This is a genomic window from Bradyrhizobium sp. MI1.7 (assembly GCF_055811795.1).
Genome location: NZ_JBVVPO010000015.1, coordinates 46,977 through 68,848 on the forward strand (window position 1 = coordinate 46,977; position 21,872 = coordinate 68,848).

At 64.3% G+C, this 21,872-nt stretch carries 19 protein-coding genes; 9 read left to right on the top strand and 10 right to left on the bottom strand.

From position 1 onward, the window contains the following. Window positions 1-145 precede the first annotated feature (145 nt). The 4 genes from AC0L3X_RS16330 to AC0L3X_RS16345 form a co-directional block, all read right to left on the bottom strand. Window positions 146-985: a M48 family metallopeptidase gene (locus AC0L3X_RS16330; protein ID WP_063980051.1), complete on the bottom strand. Its 840-nt coding sequence runs from the start codon at window positions 983-985 to the stop codon at window positions 146-148. A gap of 217 nt (window positions 986-1,202) precedes the next feature. Further along, window positions 1,203-2,531 (bottom strand): polyhydroxyalkanoate depolymerase, encoded by a 1,329-nt coding sequence (locus AC0L3X_RS16335; protein WP_063980052.1) that lies wholly within the window; start codon window positions 2,529-2,531, stop codon window positions 1,203-1,205. Between the two features lie 121 nt (window positions 2,532-2,652). After that, complete coding sequence (locus AC0L3X_RS16340; protein ID WP_063980053.1) at window positions 2,653-3,471, bottom strand: ABC transporter permease; 819 nt, start codon at window positions 3,469-3,471, stop codon at window positions 2,653-2,655. Next, a complete protein-coding gene (locus AC0L3X_RS16345) occupies window positions 3,468-4,271 on the bottom strand; it encodes an ABC transporter ATP-binding protein (protein WP_063980054.1) in 804 nt (267 codons plus the stop codon). Before AC0L3X_RS16345 ends, AC0L3X_RS16340 begins: the two co-directional genes overlap by 4 nt. 106 nt (window positions 4,272-4,377) lie before the next feature. Here AC0L3X_RS16345 and AC0L3X_RS16350 point away from each other — a divergent pair, with 106 nt between their 5' ends. Further along, window positions 4,378-5,700: an ActS/PrrB/RegB family redox-sensitive histidine kinase gene (locus AC0L3X_RS16350; RefSeq protein WP_028149359.1), complete on the top strand. Its 1,323-nt coding sequence runs from the start codon at window positions 4,378-4,380 to the stop codon at window positions 5,698-5,700. Window positions 5,701-5,802: 102 nt separating this feature from the next. Next, a complete protein-coding gene (locus tag AC0L3X_RS16355) occupies window positions 5,803-6,357 on the top strand; it encodes an ActR/PrrA/RegA family redox response regulator transcription factor (protein ID WP_014491094.1) in 555 nt (184 codons plus the stop codon). A gap of 131 nt (window positions 6,358-6,488) precedes the next feature. On the opposite strand, the gene AC0L3X_RS16360 is transcribed toward AC0L3X_RS16355, so the two are convergent. Together AC0L3X_RS16360 and AC0L3X_RS16365 are read right to left on the bottom strand one after the other, a co-directional pair. Then, a complete protein-coding gene (locus tag AC0L3X_RS16360; RefSeq protein ID WP_063980055.1) occupies window positions 6,489-6,980 on the bottom strand; it encodes an MmcB family DNA repair protein in 492 nt (163 codons plus the stop codon). An 84-nt stretch (window positions 6,981-7,064) separates the two neighbouring features. Next, on the bottom strand, window positions 7,065-8,669 hold the full coding sequence (locus AC0L3X_RS16365; RefSeq protein ID WP_063980056.1) for an alpha-amylase family glycosyl hydrolase: 1,605 nt from the start codon (window positions 8,667-8,669) through the stop codon (window positions 7,065-7,067). Window positions 8,670-8,836: 167 nt separating this feature from the next. Between AC0L3X_RS16365 and AC0L3X_RS16370 the strand changes: the two genes are divergently transcribed. Next, window positions 8,837-9,517 (top strand): MBL fold metallo-hydrolase, encoded by a 681-nt coding sequence (locus AC0L3X_RS16370; RefSeq protein WP_063980057.1) that lies wholly within the window; start codon window positions 8,837-8,839, stop codon window positions 9,515-9,517. A gap of 58 nt (window positions 9,518-9,575) precedes the next feature. Here AC0L3X_RS16370 and AC0L3X_RS16375 read toward each other — a convergent pair whose 3' ends face one another. Then, the gene (locus tag AC0L3X_RS16375) at window positions 9,576-9,944 is read right to left on the bottom strand and encodes a winged helix-turn-helix transcriptional regulator (RefSeq protein WP_063980058.1); all 369 of its coding nucleotides are present in this window, start codon (window positions 9,942-9,944) and stop codon (window positions 9,576-9,578) included. Window positions 9,945-10,083: 139 nt separating this feature from the next. Between AC0L3X_RS16375 and AC0L3X_RS16380 the strand changes: the two genes are divergently transcribed. Next, window positions 10,084-10,386: a hypothetical protein gene (locus AC0L3X_RS16380; protein WP_231143720.1), complete on the top strand. Its 303-nt coding sequence runs from the start codon at window positions 10,084-10,086 to the stop codon at window positions 10,384-10,386. A 22-nt stretch (window positions 10,387-10,408) separates the two neighbouring features. On the opposite strand, the gene AC0L3X_RS16385 is transcribed toward AC0L3X_RS16380, so the two are convergent. Next, window positions 10,409-11,587 (bottom strand): extracellular catalytic domain type 1 short-chain-length polyhydroxyalkanoate depolymerase, encoded by a 1,179-nt coding sequence (locus AC0L3X_RS16385; RefSeq protein WP_063980060.1) that lies wholly within the window; start codon window positions 11,585-11,587, stop codon window positions 10,409-10,411. A gap of 139 nt (window positions 11,588-11,726) precedes the next feature. Next, window positions 11,727-13,139: an MFS transporter gene (locus tag AC0L3X_RS16390; protein WP_063985949.1), complete on the bottom strand. Its 1,413-nt coding sequence runs from the start codon at window positions 13,137-13,139 to the stop codon at window positions 11,727-11,729. A 148-nt stretch (window positions 13,140-13,287) separates the two neighbouring features. On the opposite strand from AC0L3X_RS16390, the gene sthA reads away from it, so the two are divergent. From sthA to AC0L3X_RS16405, 3 genes are all read left to right on the top strand, one after another. Beyond that, window positions 13,288-14,679 (top strand): Si-specific NAD(P)(+) transhydrogenase, encoded by a 1,392-nt coding sequence (gene sthA / locus AC0L3X_RS16395; protein WP_063980061.1) that lies wholly within the window; start codon window positions 13,288-13,290, stop codon window positions 14,677-14,679. A 290-nt stretch (window positions 14,680-14,969) separates the two neighbouring features. Next, a complete protein-coding gene (locus AC0L3X_RS16400; RefSeq protein ID WP_014491084.1) occupies window positions 14,970-16,205 on the top strand; it encodes an LLM class flavin-dependent oxidoreductase in 1,236 nt (411 codons plus the stop codon). A gap of 138 nt (window positions 16,206-16,343) precedes the next feature. Continuing rightward, window positions 16,344-17,717 carry a cytochrome P450 gene (locus AC0L3X_RS16405; RefSeq protein ID WP_063980062.1) on the top strand — a complete coding sequence of 458 codons (1,374 nt, stop codon included), beginning with the start codon at window positions 16,344-16,346 and terminating at the stop codon, window positions 17,715-17,717. A 118-nt stretch (window positions 17,718-17,835) separates the two neighbouring features. On the opposite strand, the gene AC0L3X_RS16410 is transcribed toward AC0L3X_RS16405, so the two are convergent. Beyond that, complete coding sequence (locus AC0L3X_RS16410; RefSeq protein ID WP_063980063.1) at window positions 17,836-18,675, bottom strand: SDR family NAD(P)-dependent oxidoreductase; 840 nt, start codon at window positions 18,673-18,675, stop codon at window positions 17,836-17,838. A 179-nt stretch (window positions 18,676-18,854) separates the two neighbouring features. Between AC0L3X_RS16410 and AC0L3X_RS16415 the strand changes: the two genes are divergently transcribed. Then, window positions 18,855-19,820 carry a sensor histidine kinase gene (locus tag AC0L3X_RS16415; protein ID WP_063980064.1) on the top strand — a complete coding sequence of 322 codons (966 nt, stop codon included), beginning with the start codon at window positions 18,855-18,857 and terminating at the stop codon, window positions 19,818-19,820. A gap of 206 nt (window positions 19,821-20,026) precedes the next feature. Next, on the top strand, window positions 20,027-21,763 hold the full coding sequence (locus AC0L3X_RS16420; RefSeq protein WP_063980065.1) for a putative bifunctional diguanylate cyclase/phosphodiesterase: 1,737 nt from the start codon (window positions 20,027-20,029) through the stop codon (window positions 21,761-21,763). Window positions 21,764-21,872: the final 109 nt, after the last annotated feature.

Here is a 21,872-nt window from a genome sequence, read left to right on the forward strand (position 1 = left end):
CCCCCCCCCCCTCGGCGCCTCTTCTCCCCCCCCCCCCCCCCCCCCACAACACCCCCCCCCCCCCCCCCCCCCCCCCCCCCCCCCCCCCCCCCCCCCCACGACAGTGAGTGTTGGGCTAGCAGCGAGGCCTAGTCTGCGACGAGGATCAATCCTCGACCCCATAGCGGTGCAGGTCGTTGCCGTGCGTATCGAGCCACTTCTTGGCGCGCTCCATCGACGGGCAGGCCTTTCCGCAGACGCGCCAGAACCGCGCCGAGTGGTTCATCTCGACGAGATGGGCGACCTCGTGCGCGGCGAGGTAGTCGAGCACGTAGGGCGGCGCGAGGATCAGGCGCCAGGAGAACGACAGCGAGCCGGCCGAGGTGCAGGAGCCCCAACGGCTGGACTGATCGCGGATCGAGAGGCGCTTGACCCTGACGCCGAGCTCGACGGCATAGGCCTCCGCCGAGCGCTGGAGATCGTGGCGCGCCTCGCGCTTGAGGAAGTCGCTGACGCGGCGGTCGACATGCTCGACCCCGCCGGCGACGCAGAGAATGCGTTCACCGCTGTCGCGCACTTCCGTCCATACCGTGCCGCGCGTGCCGGCACGATGAACGATACGATGGGCCGTGCCGCGTAGCGGTATCACTGTGCCGGGTTGGAACGGCGCAGCCTTCGGCAAACGGCCGAGACGTGCAGCGATCCACGCGCCGTGACGTTGTGCGAAGTCCTTGGCTTCGGCCAGCGTGCCGCGCGGCGGGATGGTGAGGATGGCTTCGCGATCGCTCGGATGGATTCTGAGCGTGTAGCGGCGCGCGCGGCGGTGCCGACGCAATCGAATCGCAAAAAACTGCGATCCATGGGTGATGACCAGGGTCTTCGGCTCGTGGGGCCGTCGATAGAGGAGTGCGCGAGTGGCCATGTCTGTCAGTCCGGGGGGCAGGAGGGCGCCCGGATTCTGCCATAACCGCCGCCAGGGAAAGCGCTCGGCGCAAAAACAAATCATTTGCCCAATATACAGCGGTCTAGCGTCCGGGAGACCCTACAGACTGGGGTTGGAACCCGGTTTTTTCGCCCCCGCTGGACGCATGCGGCACCCCCAAGGGCTGAGGTGGGAATCACTCCTATAAAGCTACCTAAATACCGCGAATCTGGAGGGAACCAACCCCTGCCGGAACCCCCGGCAGGGCGTCGATTTTCAGCGGGAAAGCCGAAAAACGCGCTTATTCGGCCGCGAGGGCCTGCAACGAGCTCGGATTCGCAGCCGAGACCATGAAGTCATGGATGCGCGGCACGATTTCCGACTTGAAGCGCGAGCCGTTGAACACGCCGTAATGCCCGACGCCCTTCTGAACGTAATGAACGCGGCGGTGATCGGGGATCGAGCTGCACAATGTGTGTGTTGCTTCGGTCTGACCGAGCCCGGAGATGTCGTCGTTCTCGCCTTCGACCGTCATCAGCGCCACGCGCGTGACCTTCGAGGGGTCGACGCGTGTTCCGCGATGGGTCATCTCGCCCTTCGGCAGCGAGTGCTTCACGAACACGGTGTCGACCGTCTGCAGATAATACTCGGCGGAGAGATCCATCACCGCGAGATATTCGTCGTAGAAGTCGCGATGCTTGTCGACGAGGTCGCCGTCGCCCTTCACCAGATTGGCGAACAGGCGCTTGTGGGCGTCCATGTGCCGGTCGAGGTTCATGCTGATGAACCCGTTGAGCTGCAGGAAGCCCGGATAGACGTCGCGCATCATGCCCGGATGCGGGAACGGCACCTTGGTGATGACGGTGTTGCGGAACCAGTCGATGCCGCGCTCCTGGGCGAGCTTGTTCACCCCGGTCGGATTGCGGCGGGTGTCGATCGGGCCGCCCATCAGCGTCATCGACGTCGGCACGAAGGGGTCGCGCCGCGCTTCCATGATCGAGACGGCGGCAACGACGGGAACGGAGGGCTGGCACACCGCCATGACATGGGTGTTGCCGCCAAGGACGTGCAGCATCTCGATGACGTAGTCGATGTAGTCGTCGAGATCGAAGCGGCCATCGCTCAGGGGCACCATGCGGGCGTCGGCCCAATCGGTGATGTAGACCTCATGCGCCGGCAGGAACGCCTCGACCGTGCCGCGCAGCAGCGTCGCGTAGTGGCCGGACATCGGCGCCACGATCAGCACGCGCGGCTGCGGGCTGCGCAAGGGACGGGCGAACTTGCGATCGAAGTAGAGCAGCTTGCAGAACGGCTTTTCCCAGACCGAGCGGACCTCGACGGGAACGCGGATGCCGTTGACCTCGGTGTCGTTGAGGCCCCATTCCGGCTTGCCGTAACGGCGCGTGGTGCGTTCGAACAATTCACAGGCCGCAGCGACGGACTTGCCGACCTCGGTGCGCGCCCACGGATTGAGGGGATTCTGAAACAGGAGCTTGGTCGCATCGGTGACCGCACGCGCCGGATTGAGAGAGGCCTGCCCCATCTCGTACATCCAGTACATCGGCGTCGTCAGGACCGGACTGCCTTCGGCCGCCAGGGGCGGCGCGCCGCCGAACTCACCAATAGGCATCGTTAAAATCCTCTTCGCATCGCAACATACTGCCGAATGCGTAATATTGCGTCAATGCATGGTTCCGTACATCTACGGAGCCGGAACGGCTAAATCAGCCTGAATCCACGGGAAAGTGAGATTATTCACCGCTCGAGAGCAGCGAGCCGTGCTTCTTGGCGCTCCGCAAAAGGGCAAGGAATGCCCCAAAAGATGCAACCAGCAGCACCGCGTTGATGGCCAACGCACGCAACATCAGATCGATCCGGAGGGTCTGTTCGATCAGGAGCGCCCGCATTCCCTCGAACACATAGGTCGGCGGCAGCGACCAGGCGACGTACTGCAGCCATGCCGGCAGCACGCTGACGGGATAGTAGACGCAGGCGAGCGGCATGATCGCGAACATCAGGGTCCAGACGATGCTCTCGGCGCCAAGGCCGTTTCGTAAGACCAGCCCCGAGACGAAGATGCCGACCGCCCAGCTGGTGAAGATCAGATTGCAGAAGAACGCGATCAGCGGCAGACCGAGGGCATAGACGTTGAAGTGAAACAGGAACAGCGCGAGCAGCGTCATCGGGATGACGCCGATCGCGAGCCGGATCATGCTCATGATCATCAGCGACAGCAGAAACTCGATCGGCTTCAAGGGGCTCATCATGAGGTTGCCGATGTTGCGCGCCCACATCTCCTCCAGGAACGAGATCGAGAAGCCGAGCTGGCCGCGGAACAGGATGTCCCAGAGGATGACGGCGCCGATCAGCGTGCCGCCGGCGCGCGCGAAGAAATTGGCGTTCTCGGCGATGTAGAGCTGGAGAAAGCCCCAGGTGATGACCTGGAGCGCGGGCCAATAAAGCAGCTCGAGCAGCCGCGGCCAGGACGACATCAACAGATACCAGTAGCGCAGGATCATCGCGCCGATGCGATGGATGGAAATGCCGCGGTGGAGGGAGAGCTCGGTCATCGCGCCGCCTCCTTCGCACCGTTCGCCCGCCCGCGCGCGACGTCCAGGAACACCTCCTCCAGCGTGGTGCGGTTGTAGCGCGCCATGATGGCCTCCGGCGTGTCGTCGTCCTCGATGCGGCCGCGCTTCATGATGATGACGCGGTCGCACAGACGCTCGACCTCGAGCATGTTGTGCGAAGCCAGAAGGATGGTGGCGTTGTTCTCCTTGCGATAGCGCTCCATATGCGCCCGCACCCAGTCGGCCGTATCCGGGTCGAGCGAGGCGGTGGGCTCGTCCAGCAACAAAAGCGCGGGCTGGTTGATCAGCGCCTTCGCCAGCGCGACGCGGGTCTTCTGCCCGGCGGAGAGCTTGCCGTTGGCGCGGTCGATGAATTCGGTGAGATCAAGCTCGTCGGCCAGCCTGGCGATGCGATCGGAGACGTTCTTCACCGCATAGAGCTTGCCGAACACGGTGAGGTTCTGCCGCACCGTGAGGCGCATCGGCATGTCGACATAGGGGCTCTCGAAATTCATCCGCCCCAGCACCGCCGCGCTCTGCTCCGGCATCCGATGCCCGAGCACCTGCACGCGGCCGGAGGTCGGCAGCACCAGGCCCATGATCATCGCGATGGTCGTGGTCTTGCCGGCGCCGTTGCCGCCCAGGAGCCCGGTGATGCTGCCACGCGGCAGCGAAAAGGAGATATCGTCGACGGCGCGGGTCTGCTTGTAGACCTTGACGAGGTGATCGACCGCAATGGCCGCAGAGGAGCCGCGCTCCGCGACAGTCGGCGGACTTGAAGCTTTGTCGTTCCCGGTCATGCTAGCCGTTCTTCTGCTATTGCAGCGGATAGCGCAAGGCTTGTAATCCGGGTGGTTCCGCGAGCCCCGCGTTTGTGACCGAGAAGGCACCGCCACATTGGCCGAGATGACTGAGACTGCCGATACCGATTTCCGCCACGCACAGCGGCATATCCGCCTGGACACGATCCTGCGGCTGCGCTGGCTCGCGGTGCTCGGCCAGCTCGCGGCGATCTTCATCGTGGCGCAGGGGCTGGAGTTCAACGTCGAGATCGTCCCCTGCGTCAGCATCATCGCGCTGTCGGCGGCGCTCAACCTGGCGCTCCAGACCGTGTCCAATCCGCTGCAACGGCTGGAGCCGATGCAGGCGGCCGGACTGCTCGCGCTGAACATCGTGGAGCTGGCGGGGCTGCTGTTCTTCACCGGCGGGCTGCAGAACCCGTTCTCGTTCCTGTTCCTCGCGCCCGTTCTGATCTCGGCCACGGCGCTGCCGGCCCGCCTCACCTTCGGCCTCGGCCTGCTCGCGGTGGCCTGTGCTTCGGTCCTGTTCTTCTTCCATCTGCCGCTGCCCTGGGATTCCGACGATCCCCTGGTGCTGCCGCCGATTTATCTCATCGGCATCTGGCTCTCGATCGTGCTCGCGATCGGCGTCACCAGTCTCTACTCGTTCCAGGTGACGGAGGAGGCGCGCAAGCTCGCCGACGCGCTGGCTGCGACCGAGCTGGTGCTGACACGCGAGCAGCATCTGACCCAGCTCGACGGCCTGGCCGCCGCAGCCGCGCACGAGCTCGGCACGCCGCTCGCGACCATCTTCCTGATCTCGCGCGAGCTGGAAAAGACGGTGAAGGACCCAAGTTTCGCCGCCGACCTGAAAACCCTGCGCGAGCAGACCCAGCGCTGCCGCGACATCTTGAGCAAGATCACCCAGCTTTCCTCCGAAGGCGCGCCGTTCGACCGCATGAAAATGTCTGAGCTGATCGAGGAGGTGGTGGCCCCGCACCGCGATTTCGGCGTCGACATCAAGGTGCGGATCGCGGTGGCGGCCTTCGCCGAGCCGATCGGCTCGCGCAACCCGGCGATCCTCTACGGCGTCGGCAACATCGTCGAGAACGCAGTCGATTTCGCCCGCACCACCGTCGAGGTGAATGCATGGTGGAACAAGGACACGATCGAGCTCGTGATCTCCGACGACGGCCCGGGCATTCCGCCCGATATCCTTAACCGGATCGGCGAGCCCTATTTGTCGCGGCGGCGCAATCTGGATGACGGCGGCGGCGAGCGGCGCGGGCTCGGGCTTGGCGTGTTCATCGCGCGCACCTTGCTGGAACGCACCGGGGCCAAGGTCTCGTTTACCAACCGGACCTTTCCGGAACACGGTGCTGTGGTTCACATCAATTGGCCGAGAGAGCGTTTTGAGACTATCGAGACGCTCGAAGAAACAATAGGATAGGCCGCGACCTTGCGTCGCACAGCAGGGCCGATCGACTATTTGCGGCCTTGGCACCGCCTGATTGCGACGCCATATGTAGATGTGCAGAGAGAGGACAACACCTTGAACGCCATCGCCGAACTGAACGAACAGACCGACCGCTCGCTTCTCATCGTGGAGGACGACAAGCCGTTCCTGGAGCGGTTGTCGCGCGCGATGGAGACCCGTGGCTTTGCGGTGACGTCGTGTGACACCGTCTCGGATGGCCTCGCGCAGATCGGCAAGGCCGCGCCCGCATTCGCCGTCGTGGATCTGCGGCTCGGCGACGGCAATGGTCTCGACGTCGTCTCCGCGCTGAAGAAGAAGCGCCCCGAAGCCCGCGCGATCGTGCTGACCGGCTATGGCAACATCGCCACCGCCGTGACCGCCGTGAAGATGGGTGCGATCGATTATCTGTCGAAGCCCGCGGATGCCGACGACGTCGTCGCCGCCCTGCTCTCGACCAGCTCGGAGAAATCCGAGTTGCCGACCAACCCGATGTCCGCCGACCGCGTCCGCTGGGAGCACATCCAGCGCATCTACGAGATGTGCAACCGCAACGTCTCGGAGACGGCGCGCCGGCTGAATATGCACCGTCGTACGTTGCAGCGGATTCTGGCGAAGCGCGCGCCGCGGTAACGGTCTCGTAGGGTGGGCAAAGGCGCGTAGCGCCGTGCCCACCAACTCTGCTTCAATTTTGATCGGCTTGGATGGTGGGCACGCTACGCTTTGCCCACCCTACGGCGTCTACGCTAATCCACCCTACGACTTCATTCCCAAAAATCCGCGTGGCCCTGCGGGTCGACCAGACGGTTGATCCGGAGCGCTGCCGCCATCGCGAAACGCACCGTCATCTGCTTGCGCGTGGCGGCCTGAAGCTTGTGCTCGGGCGCCTCGCACTGCATGTGCGCGCCATAGGCGTCCGCAATGATCAGGCCGGTGTCTTGCGGGAAGATCTCGCACGGCAGATCCTGCGTGAAGGCGAAGAACAGCCGGTCGCAATGGGCGCGGTATTCGTGCCATTTCTGGTCGGCACGCAAATCCTCGACCGACGATTTGATCTCGACGATCCAGATCTCGCCGCGCTCGTTGAGCGCCACCAGATCGGCGCGCCGGCCCGACGGCAGCGGTAATTCGCTGATGCAGGTAAAGCCGAGCGAGCGCAGCAACCGCGCCGTGCCGCGCGCGATCGCAAGCGCCGTCTCGGACTGGCGGCGATCGGGCGGCGGAACGAGAGCGATGTTGCGGGCGGGGCTGTCCATGGGGGGAGCTTAGCCGATTCCGGTTGGTGCGGACACTGTCCGATGAACCGCGGCCACACGCTCATCTGTCGTCCCCGCGAACGGCTAGATATATGGCGGCATCACCACCACGCCCTCGTTCCCGCGCAGATCCAGCACGCCTTCCAGCCTCTCGCCCTCGCGATCCAGAAACGTCGACAGCAAGATCTCGCTGTTGAAACGGATCGCGCTGGTGGTCACGGCGATCGGGTCGGGCCCGAGATTGAGCACGACGATGATCGCGGTGCCCTCGGCCTCGCGGCGATAGACCAGCAGATCGCCTTGCGCGGCGATCGGATGGTAGTCGCCCTCGACCAGCGCCGGAGATGCCTTCCGCAAGGCAATCAGCCGCTTGTACAGACTGAGGATCGAACGCGAATCGGCTTCGAGATCGGCGACGTTCTCGCGGATATGGTCCTCCGGCAGCGGCAGCCAGGGCCTTACGCCGGAGAAGCCGCTGGCCGGCGACGCATCCCACTGCATCGGCGTACGGCAGCCGTCGCGCCCCACTCCGATGCCGGGCACATTCTTCTCGAAGGGATCGCGCACGTCCTCGGGGGAGATCGCCAGCTGATGCATGCCGATCTCGTCGCCGTAATAGAGCGTCGGCGTACCGCGCAGCGTCAGCAGCAACATGGCGGCGACGCGGGCCTGCTCCGGCCCGACACGACTCGCGACGCGCGGACGATCGTGATTGCCGAGCACCCAGTTCGGCCAGGCGCCCTTCGGCAGCGCCTTCTCGTAATCCTCGACGATTGTCTCGATCGAGCGCGCGCTCCAGAACGTCGAGAGCAGCGCGAAGTTGAACGGCATCTGCGCGCCGGTGAGATCGTTGCCGTAATAGGCCATCAGACGGTGCAGCGGCAGATAGATTTCGCCGATCAGCACGCGGTCGCGATACGCATCCGTGACGCGCCGCATCTCGGCGATGACGTCATGCACCTCCGGCTGGTCGGTGGAGTATTGCGTCAGGATCCTCTCGTTCGGCGGCCGGCCCTCGACGTAATGCGGGTTCGGCGGGTTGTCGCGGAATTCGGCATCCTTGATCAGGTGCCAGATCACATCGACGCGGAAGCCGTCGACGCCTTTCTCCAGCCAGAACCGCATCGCGTCGTAGATCGCCGCGCGGACATCCGGATTGCGCCAGTTGAGGTCCGGCTGCTCGGCAAGGAAGGCGTGGTAGTAATATTGACCTGTCGTCTCGTCGAATTGCCAGGCGCTGCCGCCAAATTCGGACAGCCAGTTGTTCGGGACACCGCCATCGGCGGCCGGATCGCGCCAGACGTACCAGTCGCGTTTGGGATTGTCGCGCGAGGACCGGCTCTCGACGAACCAGGGATGCTGGCTTGATGTGTGGTTCGGCACGAGGTCGAGGATCAGTTTCAGCCCGGTTTCATGCGCAGCCGCGAGCAGCGCATCGAAATCCGCCATCGTGCCGAACAGCGGATCGATGCCGGTATAGTCGGAGATGTCGTAGCCGAAATCGGCCATCGGCGAGGGAAAGATCGGCGACAGCCAGATCGCGTCGACGCCGAGCGATTTCACGTAAGGCAGCCGGCGCAGGATGCCGGCGAGATCGCCGACGCCGTCACCGTCTGAGTCCTGAAAGGAGCGCGGGTAGATCTGATAGAAGATGCCGTCGCGCCACCAATTGTCGCCGCCCTGAGCCATGGCCGGAATACCACTCACTAATCTACCCTGCGCGAGAAAACGCGAAAGGAACGCCCCGGTTCAAACCAGCAGGCCAATTGGGACGGCCGTGTGACGACCGGCTGTTCCCGGGGCTACGACACAAATCTTTTGCTTGGCGGCATGGCAAAAATCGGCATTGTGAGGCCATGACCGAGCAAAACAATACCCAAGAATCACAGCAAGCCAAGGCTGGCGCGATCATCGTCCCCGTGACGCTGTTCGAGCAGAACTGCACCATCATCTGGGACGAGCCCGGCAAGAAGGCCGTGGTGATCGACCCCGGCGGGGACGTGCCGAAGATTCTGGACGCGATCAAGCAGACCGGCGTCACCGTAGAGAAGATCTGGCTGACCCACGGCCATATCGACCATGTCGGCGGCGCGGCCGAATTGCGCGATGCGCTGAAGGTGCCGATCGAGGGGCCGCATGTCGCGGATAAATTCCTGCTCGACAACGTGGTCGAGAGCGGCGCGCGCTTCGGCATGACCGGCGGCCGCAATTTCGAGCCGGACCGCTGGCTCGACGAGGGCGACAGCGTGTCGATCGGCGGCCTGCAGTTCGATATTTTGCACTGCCCGGGCCACTCGCCCGGCAGCGTGGTGTTCTTCAACAAGGACTTGCGCTTTGCCCATGTCGGCGACGTGCTGTTTGCGGGCTCGGTCGGGCGCACCGACCTGCCCGGCGGCAGTCACGCCACGCTGATCAACTCGATCAAGACCAAGCTCTTGCCGCTCGGCGACGACGTCGGCTTCATCTGCGGCCACGGCGCCGGCTCGAGCATCGGCCAGGAACGGATGACCAATCCGTTCATCACCGGCGAGATGTAGCCTTTTACTTGAGCATGATCTTTTCGGAAAACCGCTTCACACTTTTCCGGATCATGCTCTACTCGGCGGCCTCCGCCAACGCCGCGGTGTCACTGAGGTTGCGTTCGCCCCAGTCGCGGATCGCGGCGACGACCGGCACGAAGCTCTTGCCTTTGCGCGTCAGGCGATACTCGACCTTCGGCGGCACCTCGCCAAAATCCTTGCGGTCGATCAGGCCGCTTTGGGTCAGCGCCTTCAATTCGCGGCTGAGCACGCGCGGGGTGATCTCGGCGCTGCCGGCCATGCCGCGCAACAGGCCGCTCCTGATCTCGCCATAGCGGCGCGGACCGTCCTTGAGGTCCCAGACGATGCGGAGCTTGTACTTGCCGCTGATCATCTTCTGAAAGGCCGTAACCGGACAGGTGCGCGCCGGGTTTGCCCTTGCCATGTCGCCTCCTCCATACGCAGCCAGCTTGCGGGAGGATAGGAGCGACGTCGAAAAAGTCCATACTATCAATTTTGTCCATACTTGCAGGATCGCCCGCAAGGCGCAGATGATGGCGCACATGACGAACAGGGAGCGTCACATGAAGCATTTCATGATCAGGTACGAATTCAAAAACGGCACGACGGAAGCCTGGCACCAGGAGATCGGCCGCTTCATCAAGGCGATCGAGGGCGATCCGGAGTTGAAGGGGCGGATCGGCTATCGGGTCCTGAAGAACCGCGACGACGCCAGCTACTTCCACCTCGCCAGCGTCACCGACGAGGCTGCGCAAAAAGCGCTGCAATCGCGCGACTTCTTCAAGGCCTATCAGGAGATGACGCGGAAGGTCGCCGGCGGCGAGGTGACGGTGGCGCCGATCGAATGGATCGATCAGACGGCGTAGCCGTCGCTTATCGAGCGACGAACTACTTCATCAATCCCGCGGCGGTCAGTGCGCGCGTGATGATCTGGCCGAGATCGAAGCCGCGCGCCGCCGCGCGCTTCGGCTCGGCCGGCTCTTCGGCAACGGCGACTGCAGCACGGATCGAGCGGGCGAGATGCGGCGCGGGTGAAAGCGCCGGCTTCGACGTCCCGGGCCCGGCCTTCTTCCCGGCCGCGTCCGGAATCCAGCCGGTGAGGCCGAAGAATTTTGCGATGTTGTACGACGAGGAAATACCGGCCTCGATCAGGAATGCGCCTTCGATGCCGTAGCGCTGATCATTGTCGGCGAGGCCGAGCGGCGTGCCGTGGGCCATATCGGTGATGGCGTAGGACTCGACCAGGGTTTCGCCGTCCTTGTTCCACCAGGCCTGGCGCGGATAGCCGTCGACAATGGTCTCCGCCATCGGCACGGCCGGCAGATCGTGCAAATCGAGCCACTGCTTGACGATCTCGCTGGCGTTGCCGGGATTGACGGTGCGGTCGGCGCTGCCGTGCCACACCGACATCTTCGGCCACGGCCCGCGATGGTTCGAGGCACGCCGCACGAAGTCGCCGAGTTCGCGCTCCGGCCGCTGCGGCGAATGAAACATGCCGTCCAGCGCCTCGCGCAGATTCGAGGCGATGCCATAGGGCAACCCGGCGATCACCGCACCGGCCGCAAAAACTTCCGGATAGGTCGCGAGCATCACCGACGTCATGCCGCCGCCGGCGGAGAGACCGGTGATGAAGACGCGCTTGGGATCGATGCGGTGCGCTTCGGCCATATGCGCGATCATCTCGCGGATCGACCGCGCCTCGCCGCCGTCCCGCGCAGTGTCTTCCGGATTGAACCAGTTGAAGCAGGTGTTGCCATTGTTGACGCGTTGCTGCTCGGGCATCACCAGCGCGAAGCCGTAATGCTTCGCGAGCGTCGACCATCCCGCGCCGAGATCGTAAGCAGCGGCGGTCTGGCCGCAGCCATGCAGCACGACAACGAGCGCGCGCGGCTTCTGGAGTTGCGCCGGCACGAACGCGAACATGCGCAGGTTTCCGGGATTGTCGCCGAAGCCCGTGACTTCTTCCAACGGGCTGGATACGTCCGCGCTCCGGCCGAATTCGGCAAGGCGCAGACCATCCACCTTTGGCAGATGTCTCAAGAGAGCGAGATTTTTGGCAAGCGACACGGCAACTCCTGGCAGGCGACGTTCAACGTTCACCCAAACCAAATAGTTGCTGCGGTGCAAAATAAAAAGCCCGTGTGCTGTCTATCACCCGAAATCACGCAAAAATCCGCAGGAATACGCATGAATTAACCGCAATGCCTCAACTTCGTGCAGAGACGCGGCGCATCCACGCCAGAAATGCGGCGCAGATCGTGATTAACGCCGCAAACGCGGCGAGCGAAACGAAGAAGCCTGCGCGCGCCGATTGCAACGCTTCAACCGCGAAGAACGCCGCGCCGATTGCGGCCACTCCGGCCGCATTTCCGATCTGCGCCGTCGTGCCGTACATGCCGGACGCCGAGCCTGCCGCGACAGGCTTCACCGTCGAGAGCACCGCACCGGATAGCGGCGCCATCACCAGCCCCTGGCCGCAGCCGAAGATGATCATGACGAGCGCGAGCAGGATCGGCGCGGGCGCATCGATATACCCCGTGACCAGCGCGAGTGCGGCGAGGCCCGCGATCTGCAGCATGCAGCCTTCGATCAACACCTTGGTCCCGCGATGGCGCGCCCGCGCGCCGCTGTGGCGCGACGCGACCACGAAAGCCAGCGCGAGCGGAATGAAGGCCATGCCGGCTGCGAGCGGCGGGATCTTCAGGCCGCGCTGCATGAACAGCGTCATGACCAGATAGAACGAGAGGTTGGCGACGAAGAAAAAGAACGCCGCGCCGAGCCCGCGCAGGAAGGCTGCATCGGACAGCAGCGTCAGATCGATCAGCGGCATGCCGCCGGCGCGCGCCACCGCATGCTCGAGCTTCAGGAACGCGACAAGGATCGCGCCGCCGACCGCCATCACGGCCCATAGCCACGGCGCCCAGCCGACATCGTGACCGAACAGCAGCGGTCCGATCAGGCACAACAGCCCCGCGAACAGCACCACGCTCCCTTTGATATCGAGCCGCGTGCCGGCCCGGCGCGGCACCGACGGCATGATGCACCAGGCGGCGGCCGCAATGACGAGGCCGCAGGGCACGTTGACGAAGAACACCGAGCGCCAGCCGGTACCGGCGAGGTCGATCGTGACCAGGAGACCACCGAGCAGGAAGCCCGCGGCGCCCGCAAGCCCGAGCACGATGCCGTAGATGGCGAAAGCGCGGCTGCGCTGTTCGTCGGTGAAGAGCAGATGCAGCGTCGCCAGCACCTGCGGCACCATCAGCGCTGCAGTCGCGCCCTGCGCCAGCCGTGCGATGATCAGCTCCGCGCCCGATTGCGCCAACCCGCACCACAGCGAGGTCACCGTGAAACCGAGCACGCCGGCCAGGAAGACATTCTTCGTGCCGTGGATGTCGCCGAGGCGGCCGCCGGTGACGACCAGCGTGGCGTAGGCGATCAGATATATCGCGATGACGGATTCGATCTGCGCCGGCGTCGCATGCAGGTCCACTGCGATAGTGGGAATGGCGACGTTCACGATGAACGCGTCGACGCCGAACATGAATTGAGCAGCGACGACGATCGCCAGCACGCCCCAGCGGCGCGACGAATCGACTTGTTTTGTGACGGTTTGATGCATTTTCGCGCGAGCCTTCGGCGATTTATTTGCGCGCAAAACTCGCAGATCGGCGTCATTGGCGCGATTACCTCCGAGGTAGGACTTGCCGCTTTGGCCCGATTGCTGCATGGCAATTCCCGCTGGTTTCGCGGGCTCGGAAGTTTTCCGGATGTACGACTACGACATGGTGGTGATCGGCTCGGGCCCGTCGGGGCGCCGGGCCGCGGTGCAATGTGCCAAGCTCGGCAAGGCCGTGCTGGTGGTGGAGAAGGGCCGACGGGTCGGCGGCGTCTCGGTCCATACCGGGACGATTCCTTCAAAGACCCTGCGCGAGACCGTGCTCAATCTCTCCGGCTGGCGCGAGCGTGGCTTTTACGGCCGCTCCTACAAGGTGAAGCAGGACATCGCGGCGAGCGACCTGATGATCCGTCTTCAGAAGACGCTCGACCATGAGGTCGAGGTACTCGAGCATCAGTTCAGCCGCAACCTGGTGCGCACCGCCAATGGCGAGGCGCGGCTGGTCTCACCGCACGAGGTCGAGATCACGAGCTCAATTGGCGAGGTAAAGGTGGTGTCGGCCGCCTTCATCCTGATCGCCTGCGGCACGCGCCCGTTCCGCCCCGACTACGTGCCGTTCGACGGCACCACCGTGCTCGACAGCGACGAGATCATCGAGCTGGCAAAGCTGCCGCGCAGCCTGGCTGTGATCGGCGCCGGCGTGATCGGCGTCGAATACGCCACCATCTTCAGCGCGCTCGACGTGCCAGTGACCCTGATCGAGCCGCGGCCGACCTTCCTCGATTTCATCGACAAGGAATTGATCGACGAATTCGTGCACGAGCTGCGCGACCGCAACGTCGCGCTGCGGCTCGGCGCCAAGGTCAATTCGATCGAGAAGACTGCGCAGGGTGGCATCGTCACGCATTTGTCGGACGGGCGGCACGTCACCACGGAAATGCTGCTGTTCGCGGCGGGGCGCGTCGGCGCGACCGACCGGCTAAACTTAGAGGCGGCCGGCATCGTCGTCGACCATCGCGGCCGCATCTCGGTCGATCCCGTGACCTTGCAGACCAGCGTGCCGCACATCTACGCCGCCGGTGACGTGATCGGCTTTCCGAGCCTTGCTTCCACCTCGATGGAGCAGGGACGCGTCGCCGCCTGCCACGCGCTCGGCATGGAGCCGCTCGCGCCGCCGGAGTTCTTCCCCTACGGCATCTATTCGGTGCCGGAAATATCGACGACGGGACTCACCGAAGAAGAGGTGCGCACGCGCGGCATTCCCTACGAGGTCGGCATCGCACGCTTCCGCGAGACCTCGCGCGGCCACATCATGGGGCTGAACAGCGGCATGATGAAGATGATCTTCTCGACCAAGACGCGCCGGTTGCTCGGCGTGCACATCCTCGGCGAAGGCGCCACCGAGCTGATCCATATCGGCCAGGCCGTGCTGAACCTCAAAGGCACCATCGACTATTTCATCCAGAACACGTTCAACTATCCGACGCTGGCGGAGGCGTACAAGATCGCCGGGCTGGATGCGTGGAACAGGATGACGCGGTAGCGGCGTTCTTCGCGGCAAATTTGGTGAACAGTCCCTTTGCGGCCATCCTTCGAGACGACCGCTGCGCGGTCTCCTCAGGATGAGGTCTCGCTTCGCGGCGAGGTGTTAGACCCTCACGGTGAGGAGCCCGCGAAGCGGGCGTCTCGAACCATGCAGGCCAGGCAGGTCGTTGCAGCGTCTCAACGCATGCCTGCATTCCGCCGCGCGGGACACCGCGCGATTGCCTTCGCTATCGCCAGCACGTAGCCTCATCGCCTCAACAAACAGAAAATTCAGCCGGAGAGAACGCCATGGCGCGCCTGAAGTTCGGAGCCTTCCTTGCCCCGCATCACCCGATCGGGGAGCATCCGATGCTCCAGTTCCGGCGCGATCTCGACCTGGTCGAGCAGCTCGACGCGCTCGGCTATGACGAGTTCTGGTGCGGCGAGCATCATTCCTCCGGCTGGGAGATGATCGCCTCGCCCGAGATGTTTCTGGCCGCGGCCGGCGAGCGCACCAAGCGGATCAAGCTCGGCACCGGCGTGGTGTCGCTGCCCTATCATCATCCCTTCAACGTCGCCCAGCGCATGGTGCAGCTCGACCACATGACCGGCGGCCGCGCCATCTTCGGCTCCGGCCCCGGCGCGCTGGCGTCGGACGCGCACACGCTCGGCATCGACCCGATGACGCAGCGCGACCGCCAGGACGAGGCCATCGGCGTGATCCGCCGCCTGTTCAACGGCGAACGCGTCACCGCGAAGAGCGACTGGTTCACCATGAACGACGCCGCACTCCAGATCCTGCCCTTGCAGGAGGAGATGCCGTTCGTGGTGGCCTCGCAGATCTCGCCGTCGGGCATGACGCTCGCCGGCAAATACGGCATCGGCATCATCTCGCTGGGCTCGATGACGACGCAAGGGTTGATGTCCCTGCAACAGCAATGGCAGTTCGCCGAGGACGCCGCCAAGAAGCACGGCACCAAGGTGGATCGGGCGAACTGGCGCGTGCTGCTGACCTGGCACCTCGCCGAGACCCGCGAGCAGGCCCGCCGCGAAGCCGGCGCCGGCCTGATGCGCTGGCACAACGAATATAATGTCGGCACGCTGCAGCGGCCGGGCCTGACCGCGTTCGCCTCGCCCGACGAGGCCGTGGACAAGACCGCTTTCGTCGACGGTGCGGCCTCAGTGATCGGCACGCCCGACGACCTCGTCAAGATGATCAAGAACGTGATGCAGGTGTCGGGCGGCGTCGGCGCCGTGATCGGCTTCGTGCACGATTGGGCCAATCCCGAAAATACCCGCCGAAGCTGGGACCTGGTGGCGCGCTACGTCGTGCCGGAGATCAACGGCTATATCGACGGATTGCGGAAGTCGCAAAAGTTCGTGATTGAGAACCGCGCGATCTTCGAACGCGCCGGGCAGGCCGTGATGGCGAAGATCATGGAGAACGAAAAGGCTGCAGAGGCCTTGAAGGTGACCGGCGCCGGCCGCGTCGCCATTCCCGCCGTCAACGCCCCGGATTTGCAGAAGGAAGCGGCGAAGCGGTAGGCCCGTCGGAACTACGCTTGTAACGACGTTCACAAGAAAGACATACCGGCCTGTGCTATGCTGACCCCGGTCAGCTGGCGCGGGTCGTAGTCATCTGTGTTCGCGCGCCTGTTCGGTCGGTCAACCGGAGCAATCGTCATGTCGATGCAGAATGTCGCCCCTGCGCTTCCGTTCACCGCACCCAGGCGCAACGAGCTGACGCACATCCCTGGCGACGAGGGCTGGCCGATCATCGGCAAGACCTTTCAGGTGCTCGCCGACCCCAAGGGACATATCGAGGCGAACGGCGCCAAATACGGCCCGGTCTACCGCACCCATATTTTCGGCGAGACCAATGTCGTGCTGCTCGGGCCCGAGGCCAACGAGCTCGTGCTGTTCGACCAGCAAAAGCTGTTCTCGTCGACACATGGCTGGAACAAGGTGCTGGGCCTGTTGTTTCCGCGCGGCCTGATGCTGCTCGATTTCGACGAGCACCGTCTGCATCGCAAGGCGCTGTCGGTCGCGTTCAAGTCGGGGCCGATGAAGTCGTATCTGAGCGATCTCGACTACGGCATCGCCGCGCGCGTCGCGCAGTGGAAGGCGAAGCCCGGCGAGATGAAGCTCTATCCGGCGATGAAGCAGCTCACGCTCGACCTCGCGGCGGCGTCGTTCCTCGGCGCGGATATCGGGCCGGAGGTCGACGAGATCAACCGCGCGTTCGTCGACATGGTCGCGGCCGCGGTCGCCCCGATCCGCCGGCCGCTGCCGGGCACGCAGATGGCGGCTGGCGTGAAGGGACGCAAACGCATCGTCGCCTATTTCCGCGAGCAGATCCCGCTGCGACGCGGCAATCACGGCGGCGACGATCTGTTCTCGCAGCTCTGCCGCGCCACCCACGAGGATGGCGCCCTGCTCTCCGAGCAGGACATCATCGACCATATGAGCTTCCTGATGATGGCGGCGCACGACACGCTGACCTCGTCGCTGACCTCCTTCATCGGCGAGCTCGCCGCCAATCCGGACTGGCAGGATAGATTGCGCGCGGAGGTTCTTGCGCTGGGGCTCGCACCGGGTTCGCCGAGCAGCTTCGACGACCTCGAAAAAATGCCGCTGTCGGAGATGGCGTTCAAGGAGGCCCTGCGGATCAAGCCGCCGGTGCCGTCGATGCCGCGCCGTGCGATGCGCGATTTCACCTTCAAGGGTTTTACGATTCCGGCCGGTACCGCCGTCGGCGTCAATCCGCTCTACACCCACCACATGAAGGACATCTGGCCGGAGCCGGATCGCTTCGATCCCTTGCGCTTCACCGAGGAAGCCCAGCGCAACCGGCATCGCTTCGCCTGGGTGCCGTTCGGCGGCGGCGCGCATATGTGCCTCGGCCTGCACTTCGCCTACATGCAGGCGAAGTGTTTTGCCCGGCACTTTTTGCAGAACCTCGAAGTGTCGCTGGAGCCGGGCTACAAGCCGGACTGGCAGATGTGGCCGATCCCGAAGCCGCGGGATGGCTTGCGGGTGCGGGTGAAGACGGTTTAGGCACCGTTTTCGTAGGGTGGGCAAAGGCGCGTAGCGCCGTGCCCACCATTCCTCGCGAAGAAAGAATTGGTGGGCGCGCTTCGCTTTGCCCACCCTACGGCACCGTCACCTGCCGCTACTACGCCTCCTGATCGAACGCCTTGCGCATGGCGACGTAACCCTGCTGCTGCTGGCTCCAGTTGCGGCCGCCGGTGACGGCGCCGTCGACGACGAGATCGTGTCCGTTGACGAAGCTGGATTCGTCGCTCGCCAGAAACACCGCGGCCTGCGCGATGTCATCGGGGAGGCCCGCGCGCGGGATCGGCTGTGCGGTCTTGAAGACTTCGCGCATCACGGCAGGCGTCGCCTCCGCCGCATCGGTCGCGAGCCCCAGCGCCTTGCCGAAAATGCCGGTCGCGATCGCACCGGGCGAGATCGAGTTGACGCGCACGTTGGACTCGCCGAGCTCCATCGCCACGCATTTGGTGAGATGGATCACCGCCGCCTTGGCCGCGCCATAGACGACCGACGAGGAAAAGCCGGCAAGACGGCCTGCGATGCTGCCATTGTTGATGATGCTGCCAGAACCCTGCTTCTTCATGACGGGCGCGGCATGCTTCATGCCGAGCATGACGCTGCGCACCAGGGTCGCCATCGCCGCGTCGAACCGCTCGACATCGAGGCCTTCGATGCCCCCGGTCTGCGCCGGGCCGCCGGCATTGTTGAACAGGCAGTCGATCCGGCCGAACTTCTCGACCGCGAGCGCGATCAGCGCCTGCATCCGCGCTTCGACCGTCACGTCGGTCTGGCGAAAGATGCAATTGACCCCGAGCTGCTTCGCCAGCGCCTCGCCTTCCGGTATGCGCCGCCCCGCGATCACAATTTTGGCACCTTCGGCAACGAAGACTTCCGCGGTACGCAGGCCGATCCCGCTCGTCGCGCCCGTAATCACCGCAACCTTGCCATCCAACCTACCCATGGAATGTTCCTGTTTTCGAATGATTTGATGTCAAATGGCGGACGCCGATCGATCTCGGCGCCGCGACAGTCACTATTCCTGCCGGTCTGCGACAAGGCAAGCTTTGCTTGTGCATGCGACATGCGTAACATTCCCGCTCCTTTCTCGATTTACGCGCGCATAGCGCAACCGGGCCGGGCATGGAGAAGCTGATCGACGAATTCCGCAAGGGCTGGCAGGGCGTGGCAGCGCCATCCCTCGCTCTGAGCCTCGGCTTCGCGGTCGCCTGCCTGCTGGTTGCGACGGTGGCGCGCTGGGGTCTCGCGCATGTGCGGCCCGACGTCTACTTCACCCCGTACTTTCCGGCCGTGTTCTTTGCCGCCGCGTTCGGCGGCTTGCGGATCGGCATCATCACCGCGCTGATCGGCGGCGTGCTCGGCGTCGTCGTCAATTTCAGCGACGCTCTTGCCGATCGCTCCAGGTTCACCTTGCTGACCCTTTATTGGGGCGTCTCCGCACTCACGATCTGGGGCGTCGAGCACTATCGCGGGATGCTGGCGGAACAGCGCCGGATTTCCAAACGGCTGATCGAGGAAGAAGAATACCGCAAGCTGCTGGTCGACGAGCTGCAGCATCGGCTGAAGAACAAGCTGTCGACCGCGCACGCCGTGCTGCACCAGGTGCTGCACGACCAGCCGCAGGTCTGGGCCCGGATCGATCCGCGGCTACGGTCGCTGGCTGCAACCGACGATCTGATCTCGCGGATCGACAAGGGCGGCTGCGATATCCGCGATCTCCTGATCGCAGAGCTCGGACCTTACGGCCATGTCCGCTTCACGCTCAACGGCGACCGGCTGTTCCTGCCGCCGAAGCTCGCGGTCACGCTGTCGCTGATGTTTCACGAGCTCGCCACCAACGCGGGCAAATATGGTGCGTTCTCCGCGCCGCGCGGATTATTGCAGGTGTCGTGGACCGTCAGCGGCGACCGTCTGACCGTCACCTGGGACGAAACCGAGGGCCCGAGCATCGACAAGGTCTCCGAGCCCGGCTTCGGCACCAAGCTGCTGAAGTCAGCGCTGTCGGCTTTCGACGGCAAGTCCGAGGTCTCGTATCTCAAGACCGGCCTGCATTGCATCATGCAATGCCGCATCCCGCAGAACGGTTAGACGCGGCACGAGCGCAAGAGACGCGCGCCCCGCTCGCAGTTTCGTTGCGCGCGTTGACGCTCCGTTAATGACGATGGGTCGGGCGCGTCGCATCGCCGCAAAACACCCCCGTATTTCTCCGTACCCCTTAACCAAACCTAAGAGGGAACTGCGCAAGATCGCGTCCATTGCAAAGGCGCGTTGAAACAACAAGATTCATGACTTCTATGAACGACAACAGATATTCCGGCGCGAGTGAAGCCGAACTCGGATTTCTCAAGGAAATCGTTAGAATGCTGCCTGCCGGTCTGACCGTGCAGGACGCGCAGGGCGAGCTTCTCCTGGTTAACGATGTCGCGGCCGCTCAGCTCGGCATGGACGGCAGCCGTCCGTCGCCCGATCTGACGCCGCGCCGGGAAGCCTGCCAGCGGGCACTGAGGTCCGGCGAGGCAGTCATCTCCGAGGAAGCGCTCCAGGATGGAGCTGCACGCCAGGTGCTGCTGACCACCCATCGCCCCGTCCGCGTTGCCGGACGCGAGCTGCTGATCTCGGCCTCCTCCGACATCACCGAACAGAAGAATTTCGAGGACCAGCTGTTCCGCTCGGCCTATTTCGACGAGCTGACCGGCCTGCCCTCGCGGCGCGTGATCGAGCATCGCGCCGCCAGCCTGCTCGCGCGCGACGGCAAAGGCGAGCGTTTCGCGCTCGCCTTTCTCGACGTCGACAATTTCAAGCACATCAACGACTATTACGGCCACGCCGTCGGCGATGCGCTGCTGGTCGAGCTGTCGAAGCGGCTCGGGCGCGACCTGCGCGATTCCGACATGCTGTCGCGCATCTCCGGCGACGAATTCCTGCTGCTGCTCTCCCCGATCCAGAGCCAGGAGGAAGTCGCCGAATTCATGCAAGCGACGCTGGAGCGGCTGACCGCACCGTTCTTCATCGACAATTCGGAGGTCTTCGCCTCCACCTCCGTCGGCGTCAGCCTCTATCCCGACCACGGCCGCAGCTTCGAGACGCTGCGCCAGAACGCCGACATCGCGATGTACCGCATCAAGAACAGCGGCAAGGGCTCGGCGGCCTTCTTCGACGCCAGCATGGAGCGCGAGGCGCTGGCGCGGATGAAGATCGAGCAGTCGCTGCGGCTCGCCATCCTCGAAAAGCGCTTCTGCTGCGCGTTCCAGTCCAAGGTCGACATCCGCACCCAGGCCGTGACCGGCATCGAGGCATTGGTGCGCCTTCGCGACGACGAGGGCGTGATCCAGGCGCCGGGCTCGTTCATCAACCTTGCCGGCGAATTGGGACTCATCGACGAGCTCACCCATCTCGTGCTCGCCGAGATCGTCAAGTCGATCGACCTGATCAACGACAGCTTCGGCGCGGAAGCGACCATCAGCATCAACGTCGCCGCCAAGCAGGCCGGCAATCCCGAATTCATGCGCAGTTTCGCGCGGGCGCTGGACGAGACCGGCTTTCCGCAGCGCTTCATGATCGAGGTGACGGAAGACGCCTTCGTCGCCAAGAATCATTTCCAGACCGAGATCCTGCCGATGTTCCGCAAGCTCGGCGTCGGCATCTCCATCGACGATTTCGGCACCGGCTATTCCTCGCTCTCGGCGCTCGCCGACATCACCGCCGACGAGATCAAGATCGACCGCTCGTTCATCACCGACATCCATAAGCGTCCGCGCAGCCAGGGCATCTTGCGCGCGATCGAATCCCTGAGCGAAGCGCTCGGGATGACCGTGATCGCCGAAGGCCTCGAATCCTACGAGGAGCTGGCCTATCTCCAGGCCGCGACCAAGATCCGCTACGCGCAAGGCTATTATTTCGCCCGGCCGATCTTCCTGGAGGAGCTCAAGCTCGCCACCCCCACCTCCAGCGAATCCCGTCCCGGCGTGTCCAACCGCCCGACGCAGCAGAACCGGCAGGGCTATTCTCGGGCGAGCGGGTATCGGCGGTAAGAGCCCAAGCGCCGCTCCAATCTCGATGTCGTCGCCCGGCTTGACCGGGGCATCCAGTACGCCGCGGCCTATCGGTTCAACCACAACCGTCTCGGCGTACTGGGTCGCC